Raw genomic sequence first — 10,126 nt, forward strand, 5'->3', positions numbered from 1 at the left:
CTATCACCTGCTCTTACCTAATATCCTGACAAATTCATTATTCCTTACCTCACAAGCATTAGCCTCATCTGTATCCAGATGAATTTCAAGGGCTGATTTAGTATCAACTCTAATAAGAACATTTTTAAGTATTATCCCTTTATCTCCAGGGGTTTCTACATCTACTAGTTCTCCACATTTCACACCATAATTTTCTGCTAATTCTGGAGTCATATGAATATGCCTTTTAGCACAGATAACTTTACTTTTGAAAATTAATATGCCTTTTGGTCCAATAACAGAAAGGCTTTCTGAATCCTCAACCTCTCCTGAGTTTCTAACAGGTGGTTTTATTCCTAAAGCAAAAGCATCTGTTCTAGATATCTCAATTTGGCTGTATTTTCTTACAGGACCTAAAATTCTTACATTTTGAAAAGAACTTTTAGGTCCTGCAATAGTTACTGTTTCATTGGCTGCAAACTGTCCTGGCTGCTTTACAGCATTTTTTATTGTCAGCTGATATCCTTTGCCAAATAAGCATTCTAAATCTTCTTGTGTAACATGAATATGTCTATTTGATATACCTATAGGTATTGAGAAGTCTTTATTTTTTATCTCAGCTTTTCTTAAAACATCTGATATAATATCCTTTATCAAGATATCATTCATATCTATCATATATATCACCTTCAAATCTGTTCATAATGAATACATAAACTTCTTGATTGTCCTTTTCTTCTTAAGCATTTTGGATCATGACATATATTACATATATCCTCATTCCCCTCATCTTCCACATGTTCAAGTTCTTCCTTATTATCATCAAATGAGATAACATCAACTTGCTTCACACTTTCATTATCGCATTCCTGAGTATCTTCAATGTTATTCTCAATACTATCTTTCACATTTTCTTTCATTTCGCTTTTATTAGATTCAATACCTATAGTCATACTAGATTCAATAATACTCTCTAAACTCTCAGCTGGCCTTGGTATAATAAGTGATGCATATACCTTATTAACTTTACCAGAACTAATCTTTGCTGCTTCAAGTGCCGCTTTAACTGCTCCCACGTTTCCCCTTATCTTAATAGTTACAAGTCCAGAACCCTTTGTTAGCTCGTATCCGATCAATTCTACATTTGCTGATTTTACGCAAGTATCAGCTGCCTCTATTGCCGCAGCCATTCCAATAACTTCAATAACGCCGAGGGCTTCTCCATTCATTAAAATCCCTCCCTATGAATTTCTATATCTAAATTTTTTAAAACAGATATTACTGTTTCTGTAATTTTCTCTGTAAGTTCATCATCTAGATTATTTATGTTTTTAAGAGGCATTACTTTATAAAGTCTTGCTGCATTGGATCCTATTGTTCGTGCCTTTTCTTTTTTATTGTAAAAATTTAAAGTTATATCTATAAGTGGTTTCTCTTGTTTTAATTTATTATGGTGAAGTATTATTCTATTATTTATAATTGCAACAGCTATCCCCATTCTGGATTTTTGAGATGCTTCGTGTAAATATCTAAGTACATTGCTTTCATTGAAGGTTATATTTTTTACATCATAAGGAATGCCTTCTTCTTCTATCCCTGCGAGAAGCTCTTTTAAAATTAGTTTTTCAGCATTATTTGTTATTACAAAAATAGCAGGCTTTTCTACATTACTCATTATCATATTTTATTACCCCTCAAACTATTGTAATATGAAATTACAAGTCCAGTGGCAACAGCATTTCTAGGACCTTCAATTCCTCTTATATTGCCTCCTCCACAAACAACTCCATAATGAGATAATTCATCTGATATCATTTCTGGGATCTCAAAATCTAATGCAGATCCTCCTACTAGTACAACAAAGTCAATACTTCTCAAATCATGATTAGGTGCAATATCCTTTAATGCTCTGATAGCATTTGTTACAAAAACCTTTCTTTTTGCTTCCCTTCTTACCATTCTTATCTTTTCTATGGCATGTTTAGTAGGGATAGAAATCATTTCATCTTTTTTTACTACTATGTTTCTTGCAAATAAATTTGAGTCTAAGGGCTGCTGAAAGAAACATACACTTCCATCTTCATATCTTATATTGAAAAGGGTTTCTACTTTTGCAAGGGGAAATTTTTTTATATCTTCTGCTAAATTATAGTCCTCAAGACCTAATTCAGACTTTATAAGCATTGTAACCATTTCTCCTGCACCAGCATGATGAATAGATTTAACATTATGATTTTTATCAATATAAGCTGAATCTGTGGAGCCTCCCCCCATATCTAATATAACAAGAGGTTTATCGGTTCCAGGGGTAGTTAAAGCTCCTAGTACTGCCATACCCGCTTCAACTCCACCTATTAAAACTTTTACCTTAGTTTCACTTTCCAATTTTTCAGCTATATTCTCCATAGGAAGCTTACTTGTTTTTACCATAGCTGCAAGAGCTACAGCATTTTCTAAAGCAAATTCTTCTGCTAATCCTCCTTGAACCTTTTGTGGTATAAATGTATCCACAGCTAAAACATCTTGGATTTTAATTTCTTCTATTTCCTGATTTGTAAGTTCACTCATTACTTGTCTTACTCTCTCTATCATTCCACCTACATTAGTACCAGACTCTCCACTTACATCTTCTAAAGGCCATACCTTATCTAGGCTGCTCATTATGGCAGCGGCCCCTTCTTCTATGCTAACCTTACTTTGTTTGGTTCCCATAAAAATAAGTTTACCTGCAGGTATAACTCTTTCCTTTACATCCCCCTCAGGGGTTCTTATAACAACAGCTGACCTGTTGCCAATAAGAGCCCTTGAAATTGGGATTATATGTTTTGTTTCTTCAGGTGAAAGTTTAAAGACAGTGGCAAGTCCATAAGGATTAGACAAAACCTTTATAGTCCTTCCTGGTGCTGCTACTTCTACTGCTGCAATCATTCCCATAGGAACTTTATCAATGTAGGCTACTTCATCAACAATAGGAATTTGCTTAAGAAGTCTATTTGATATTATTACCCCATCGTCTCCCTGTGCTACTGCAGCAGTAATTTGTATGTTTTTATTAAACGCTTCGTTTAATTTCCTAGCTGCTATTTCAAAATTTGTTAATTTTGGAATTATAGAAATTACATCTTCGTTACTATGAAGATATTCTAATTCATCAAGAAAAACCGTTCTTCCTATTCCTACTCCTATACCTCCTGGAGTATCTGGATTATGTCCAATCATTGTAGATTCTGTAATTATAGTTTCAGTTATAGTCTCCATAGCTACATCACCAATAACTGGAGTTGCTTCATTAATGCAAATAACATCTAAGCTTTCTAGTTGAATATTCATATTTTTGCATGCTTCTTTTAGTCCTAAAAGCACACCAGCAACATTGTCTGTTGTTCCTTTAATTCCAGTAGTTTTAACTATACTGCTTGTAATGAAATTTAACTTATCACTAATATCTGCAATAGCAACTTCTGTAGTTGAATTTCCTATGTCTACTCCTGCCACAAGCTTCACTTGTCCCACCTACCTAAACTTTTAATCTACCTCTCTTTTCATATATCTCTGCTGCTTCTTTAACCAAATTTGCATTCATTTTTGCATTATATTTGTTTTCTAACTCATCTGCTATATCAAGCAATTCTTGTTTTGTGGATCTATAAGGCCTTAGTGCATTATAAATTTCAAGAACTCTTGCATCTGGAACCGATGTTAACTCTGCAGCTCTTCTTAGATTTGTTGCAAATTGATTTCTTCCTACAGATTCTGCAATTTCAGCTTGATATAATAATACCTCTGGAGTTATTTTTATATCTTCTGGAGTCACATTTCCATTTAACACTTCTTCAATAGTTATATTTTCTAACTTTTTCCCAGTCTTTGTTTTTATAAGATCCTTTCTCTTTTTTCCTAAAGGATAATCATTTTGAGTAAGCTTCTTTTGGTTGCTGATTTCTTCTACTATAGGTTTAGCTTCTACTACTGGCTTGTCCTTACAACTTGCCATAGTTTTTAGTACCTGGTTTACTATTTCCTCTATTAAAACATTATTATCCATAACTTCACCCCTATTCGAAAACTACTTTTAATTCTATAGGTTTAGCATTTGCCACTACATGTTCAGTTTCTTTTATATGCAATACTGCTGCTTTAGCTTGATATTTTGGTCTTGCCATTTGATCATTTTTAACAGGCACTGGATCTGGAGATTCACCTTTAGCATACTTAGCTGCATTTTTACCTATAGCTCTAAAAGTTTCCCTATCTATTAAAGGAGCCTGTGAAAATAACTCAAGATTATTTAATGGTTCTAGGTCCTTTTGGTGTATAACTGTAGTTCCCTTTGACTGTATGCCTATACCAATTCCTGATCCACTTATTTTTGCGGCATCATGGCTCATAAACGCCACATCAGAAGTACGTAAAACTCTTATTACTCTTGGAGTAATTCCTTCTTCTTCGATACCAGCCATAACTTCTCTTAAAACATCATCATGGGGGATCCCAACTATCGTTTCTGTTTGATACATTCCAAAAGCAGGTGCAAGTGCTATAACAACTTCGTCACTTCTCTTTCCATATTCTGCAGTTCCTACTTGTTGTAAGCTCATCTTTCCAACTTTTGAAGCAGAATTACTGCTTTTTACATTTTCACAACTATTATTTTTTGCTAATTGATTTAAAACCTGTTTGGTTATTAGTTCTATTAGTTCCTCATTAGACATTGAATTAACCATATATTAATCACTCCCCGTTACATTTTGTCAGGATCTAAAGCATGAGTTATGTTCTTTATTTCTTCCCATCTCTCACCTTCAACTCTGTATCCTGTTCCAGGTCCCATGTAATCATTTCGATCATTAACGCCACTTATAACATTGAAGTCCTTATCAAATATAGATGATGCATGAAGATAATCTCCAACTATTCTTTGCTTTAACAATTTAAGAACCCTGTCAGCTACTTCCTTAAAGCCGCCCTTATAAAGTGCTTTAACAATATCAAGTCCTGTAACCTCACGACTTAACAATTCTTGAGCTGCCTTTAAATCCTCTACTACGTTTCTCTTTGGCATGTCATTGCTACCATGAGCATAAGTTGCAGCTTCTACTTCTTCATCTGTAATAGCTGGTAACCCAATTTCTTTGAATACAGCTTGTAGAACTCTTGCTGCTTTGTTTCTTATAGCTATAACATCTTCTTCTTTTACTGGTTTTAATCCCCCATCTACTTTTAAGTCTCTTTGAAGAACTAAGTAATCATCATAATCTTCAGCATCAAAGTTTGAACCTGCAAACATGTTATCATAGTTAGGTGTGGCACTATATCCTGAGAATATAAAATCAGTTCCTGGTAAGAATTGCATCATAGTCCTTGCAGTTCTTCTTATATCAGAATGAGTAAAGGTTTGGTCATTTCCTGATGCAACTTCCATATCCAGCATAGTAGTAATAAGATTTTCTCCTAGTATAGCTCTTATACCTCCTGGTACTGCACCTGGAACACCTATACAGCTAATAGAACCATTTTGTAGTCCTTGAACTCCCGCTCCCTTAGTTATCATGATACATCTTGCTTCAAGATAAAGCATAGATTTACCATCTGCATATCCCATTTGAACCTCAGAGCCTGTGCCTGATGTAAATCTCATCTTAAGACCTCTTGAGGCATAAGCCGATGCTAAGAAGGACTTGGACCAAGGTGTGTCATCACCATCAACAAATACCTGCTCAGTTCCATAAACAGAAATGGTTTCTGCATAAGCTGTATAAGCAAGCATTCCTAATCTAAGTTCTGTAGCTTCTTCTAATGCACATTGAGTTAATACTCCACCTCTACCAGTTTGAGCACCTACTAAAAGTGAAAGAGCATTAAATGGTGCATATCTTACTATACCTACAGTAGTTTCCATTTCATCAAAGCCTCTTAGAGCTGATTCTGCTGCATCTGCAGCAATCTGCACTGGGTTATCACGCACGTTAGTAACATGGCATTGATTTGATGGAGTTCTCCTTGCTCTCATCTTTTGAAGTGCCATCATCATTTCAACTACATTTAATTTATCTACTACTTCTACAAGCTTTGCAGGAGTTAAAGCAGTAGTTATATTTATAATGTCATCTCTTGAAACATTTATGTCTGTGAGCATTCTAGCTATTTTAAGTGAGTCCATAGCCATTGCTTTTTCTGTATTCTTTATATTAATAGAATGATCTGCCAAAAACATGTCTATAAAATCAAACTCTTCCCTTTTTTTGCCATCCATTTCAATTATCTTTCCATTTTGAACCTTGACACTTGGCTTTGGATCATTAGGGCTGCCTACGGCTATAAGTCCAACTTCTGACCATTCCTTAACAAATCCATCATTATGAACAGGTTTATTTTCTAATATTTCAAATCTTTTAGATCTTTTCACAGTAACACCACCTTCTGTTAAATATATGGCTTTGTATCAGTCTTAGGATCTTGTCCCATTGATCTTAAAATGGAAAGCCCTACTTCCCTAGCTGCTATTACAGATTGCCTTACAGCACCAGAATCTCCAGTAATAGTTATTATAACCTCGTTAGAATGAGCTGTACCTGCATTAGGACTTGCATAAGTAACCATCTCTACGTTAGCTGTTTTCATTGCTGCATCTGCCATTACCACACCAATTCCAGCTGGAGCCCCTACGATTATTCCAAAAGCCTTTCCAACAGGCGCACCAAAGCCCTTTTCTAGTGCTAAACTAGCTCTTGCAGTATATTGAAGTTCGAGATGTCCTACATCACATCCGTAAACATCACCAAAGGTTCTATCAAGCTGTGCTAGAGCTACTTCCACAGCCCTTCTAGCATCTGATACGTCTTCAGCTGCTAGAATTATCAACGAACCATGTCCAGCTCCACCTTTTGTATCTCTTGCAAGCTCTATACTTACTACTTCAGTATTAGTAGCTTTTACAGCTTCATCTGCTGCCATTATTTGAGGACCTGCTCCTGTTCTTGAACTGATTATTCCTATAGAACGATATTTTTTATCTAATCCCATTTTTTCATGAAGATTATAATCTACGTTAGCTATAACTAACCCAACGGTATCTCCCCTTGCTGCTCCTACATATTCTGTTACTGCTGACGGTGCACTCATAACTTGTACCTCCTCTTTACCTTTTACAATACTATTTTCTTGCTTCTCTTCACTAATTTCTTTCTCTATTACTTTTGAAGCTGCTGATTCAATAATTTTACTTATTAGTTCATTGTCTACATTTTGCAAATCTAAATGCTTTCGAACCTCAATTAAAACCTTTTCAATAATTTCATCATTCATATCAATTACCCCTTAAGTTTATTATTCTGATAACTTAGGTAATATTTTTTCTACATCTGTATGTGGCCTTGGAATTACATGAATTGATATAACCTCTCCGACTCTTTTAGCTGAAGCAGCACCAGCATCTGTAGCAGCCTTTACTGCTCCTACATCGCCTCTAACCATAACAGTAACTAATCCTGACCCTATTTTTTCATATCCTATAAGTGCAACATTGGCAGCCTTTACCATAGAATCAGCAGCTTCAATTGCAGCAACTAACCCTTTTGTTTCTACCATTCCCAACGCTTCTTGTCCCATAAAAATACCTCCTAAAATAAAAATCATATTAATACTTCTATTTTATAGTATTATTAAGTTAAATTTACAGAATATTTTGCTTAATTTATGGTTTATATAATCCTTATAAATATGTATTTTTTTAACTTGTTTTTGTACTTTTTTTACATTGACCAACATATTTTACTTACATTATTGTTAATAACTTACTTTAAATGGTATAATTATTCTATACTAATTTTTAAATCCACGGGGTGATTTTATGGAAAATTTGAGTCAATATACCTTAGATAAAATTATAGATATACCTTCTCTTCAAAACATACAAGATAAATTTTCTAAAATGACAGGTTTATCTTCTATAACAGTAGACAAATTTGGAACTCCTGTGACAGCCCCTAGTAATTTTTCAAAATTTTGCAATGTACTTAGAGATTCAAAAATAGGCTGTTCTAGATGCATTAATTGCGATGCAGAAGGTGGACTAAGATCTATGTTATCAAAAAGACCCATAATTTATACTTGTCATGCTGGACTTACGGATTTATCGGCTCCAATCATCGTAAATAATACCTATTTTGGCTGCATGCTTTGTGGACAAGTAATGATCAAAGAAGCTAAAAATAAAGATTCTATTAATCTAAAAGAACTTTCTGAGGTTACAAGTATACCAATTAAAAAACTTAAAAATGCTTTAAATGAAGTGAAAGTTGTTGAGTATGATGCATTGATAGATGCTGCCGATTTTCTTTCCTTATTTGCTAATCTAATTACAGAAATGGGTGTTGCAACTATAACACATTTTCACTTGCTTAAAGAAACAGAGGAAAAAATGAAATATCAGGAATTAGCTAAAGATGCTCAATTCAAAGCCCTTCAGTCTAAGGTTAATCCACACTTTTTATTTAATACATTAAACACTATTGCAGGCATGGCTCTTATGGAAAATTCTCAAAACACTGCTGATCTTATATATGCTCTTTCGGATTTATTAAGATATGGTATTAAAAATTCTGAAGACATGGTTGAAATAGGATCTGAATTAGAAAGTATAAGAAAATACTTATTTATTGAATCAGTAAGATATAGTGATAAACTTAGTTATGATATACAAATTTCTGATGAAATATTAAAATATAAAGTTCCAGTTATGACATTACAGCCTATTATTGAAAACGCTATCATACATGGTTTAGAACCTAAAAAAGATCCTGGAAAGATTACAATTTCCAGCAAGATATTATCAAATAAAGATGTTTTAATTAAAATAAGTGATGATGGAATTGGTATGAGCAGCGAAAATTTGAACATGCTAATTCAAAACATAAATTCCTCTTCCAGCTGCAATTGTATAGGTATGAAAATTGTTCAAGATAGATTAATATATTATTTTGGATCTAAATATGAAATTAAAATTGAGAGTACTCTGGGTACTGGAACGACAATTTATATTACAGTTCCTCTTATTGATTAATATATTTGGAGGCGTTAATTATGTATAAGCTATTAATTGCTGATGATGAAGCTTTTGAGCGTAAAACCATGAGATTTATCCTAAAAAAAAGCTTTAATAATTTAGATATAGTTGAAGACGCTAAAACTGGAGCTGAAGCTATAATGTTATCAGAAGAATACAAACCTCACATAATAATTATGGATATTAAAATGCCAGAAAAAAATGGTTTAGAAGCTCAAAAATCAATTCTTAAGTTTCTACCAAATGTAAAAACTATTATTTTGACTGCTTACGACAACTTTAGCTTTGCCCAAAGCGCAATTAAACTTGGTGTAGTTGATTACATATTAAAGCCTGTTAGACCAGATGAACTTAAAGAATCACTAAATAAAACTATACACTTATTGAAAAATGAAGATACAAGTATTAACGCTTTTACTGATTTGTCTTATGATAGGGATTCTATTCATGAGGCAATAAAATTTATAAATAAAAATTTTAATAGAAGTATAACTTTGGAGTTGGTATCAGAACATGTTCATTTAACTCCACATTACTTTAGCAGATACTTCAAAAATAATACCGGTGTAAACTTTATAGAATATTTATCTAAGTTGCGCATAAAAGAAGCAAAAAGATTATTGGTGTCTACAAGTAAAAGCATAAGTAGAATCTCTCTTGACATTGGCTATGTGGACTCTGCATACTTTTCTAAAGTCTTTATGAAGTATGAGGGAGTCTCTCCACATAAATATAGACTAAGTCAAAAAAAGCCTCCTCTTAATTTAGAAATACCTTGATACTTATTAATTATCACTAAGTCTTAATCATATAGTTTGTAATGGACTTTCGCCAAAGCGAAATTCCCTCCTTCAGCAGTTTCAGTGATATTTTTAATGTTGAACGAGTCGTATGGAATTTGCATTTAGGAAAGCGTTCGCTACGCAAAAAAGCTCTTATATTTCTTCCTTTTAAGGTGCCTAATCCTTCTAAACTCGCTATGGCTCAAACAGTAGAAGGCTCTATACGGCACCTTAAAATCAGAAATAAAGAGCTTTTAATTGCTTGCTCAATGCTTTCTACAATGCAAATTCCATACTTGTG

12 protein-coding genes are annotated in these 10,126 nt (G+C 33.6%); 3 read left to right on the plus strand and 9 right to left on the minus strand.

Features of this window, described 5'->3' with window-relative positions:
* Nucleotides 1-3: 3 nt before the first annotated feature.
* The 9 genes from pduL to pduA all read right to left on the minus strand — a co-directional run bounded on the left by pduL (nucleotide 4) and on the right by pduA (nucleotide 7,587).
* Entirely contained in the window at nucleotides 4-657 is a 654-nt protein-coding gene (gene pduL / locus CRN98_RS10735) for a phosphate propanoyltransferase (protein ID WP_097027422.1), read from the minus strand.
* Nucleotides 658-668: 11 nt separating this feature from the next.
* Nucleotides 669-1,208: a BMC domain-containing protein gene (locus tag CRN98_RS18060; protein WP_097027423.1), complete on the minus strand. Its 540-nt coding sequence runs from the start codon at nucleotides 1,206-1,208 to the stop codon at nucleotides 669-671.
* A complete protein-coding gene (locus tag CRN98_RS10745; protein ID WP_097027424.1) occupies nucleotides 1,208-1,660 on the minus strand; it encodes a glycerol dehydratase reactivase beta/small subunit family protein in 453 nt (150 codons plus the stop codon). The genes CRN98_RS18060 and CRN98_RS10745 overlap by 1 nt, the downstream gene beginning before the upstream one ends.
* Complete coding sequence (locus CRN98_RS10750; protein WP_097027425.1) at nucleotides 1,657-3,483, minus strand: diol dehydratase reactivase subunit alpha; 1,827 nt, start codon at nucleotides 3,481-3,483, stop codon at nucleotides 1,657-1,659. Before CRN98_RS10750 ends, CRN98_RS10745 begins: the two co-directional genes overlap by 4 nt.
* Before the next feature lie 13 nt (nucleotides 3,484-3,496).
* Complete coding sequence (locus CRN98_RS10755) at nucleotides 3,497-4,024, minus strand: diol dehydratase small subunit (RefSeq protein ID WP_097027426.1); 528 nt, start codon at nucleotides 4,022-4,024, stop codon at nucleotides 3,497-3,499.
* Between the two features lie 10 nt (nucleotides 4,025-4,034).
* The gene (locus CRN98_RS10760) at nucleotides 4,035-4,703 is read right to left on the minus strand and encodes a propanediol/glycerol family dehydratase medium subunit (RefSeq protein ID WP_097027427.1); all 669 of its coding nucleotides are present in this window, start codon (nucleotides 4,701-4,703) and stop codon (nucleotides 4,035-4,037) included.
* 17 nt (nucleotides 4,704-4,720) lie between these two features.
* Nucleotides 4,721-6,385, minus strand: coding sequence for a propanediol/glycerol family dehydratase large subunit (locus CRN98_RS10765; RefSeq protein WP_097027428.1), 1,665 nt, complete (start codon nucleotides 6,383-6,385; stop codon nucleotides 4,721-4,723).
* A 17-nt stretch (nucleotides 6,386-6,402) separates the two neighbouring features.
* Entirely contained in the window at nucleotides 6,403-7,230 is an 828-nt protein-coding gene (gene pduB, locus CRN98_RS10770; protein ID WP_242960900.1) for a propanediol utilization microcompartment protein PduB, read from the minus strand.
* A 75-nt stretch (nucleotides 7,231-7,305) separates the two neighbouring features.
* Nucleotides 7,306-7,587 carry a propanediol utilization microcompartment protein PduA gene (gene pduA / locus CRN98_RS10775; protein ID WP_035309034.1) on the minus strand — a complete coding sequence of 94 codons (282 nt, stop codon included), beginning with the start codon at nucleotides 7,585-7,587 and terminating at the stop codon, nucleotides 7,306-7,308.
* Between the two features lie 241 nt (nucleotides 7,588-7,828).
* On the opposite strand from pduA, the gene CRN98_RS10780 reads away from it, so the two are divergent.
* The 3 genes from CRN98_RS10780 to CRN98_RS17860 all read left to right on the plus strand — a co-directional run.
* Nucleotides 7,829-9,040, plus strand: coding sequence for a sensor histidine kinase (locus CRN98_RS10780; protein ID WP_097027430.1), 1,212 nt, complete (start codon nucleotides 7,829-7,831; stop codon nucleotides 9,038-9,040).
* Between the two features lie 20 nt (nucleotides 9,041-9,060).
* Entirely contained in the window at nucleotides 9,061-9,822 is a 762-nt protein-coding gene (locus CRN98_RS10785; protein ID WP_097027431.1) for a response regulator transcription factor, read from the plus strand.
* Between the two features lie 119 nt (nucleotides 9,823-9,941).
* Nucleotides 9,942-10,126 (plus strand): hypothetical protein (locus CRN98_RS17860; RefSeq protein ID WP_207653586.1); only part of this gene is annotated, 185 nt, incomplete at its 3' end.

This window comes from Clostridium peptidivorans (assembly GCF_900205925.1).
GTDB classification, from domain to species: Bacteria; Bacillota; Clostridia; order Clostridiales; family Clostridiaceae; genus Clostridium_AK; species Clostridium_AK peptidivorans.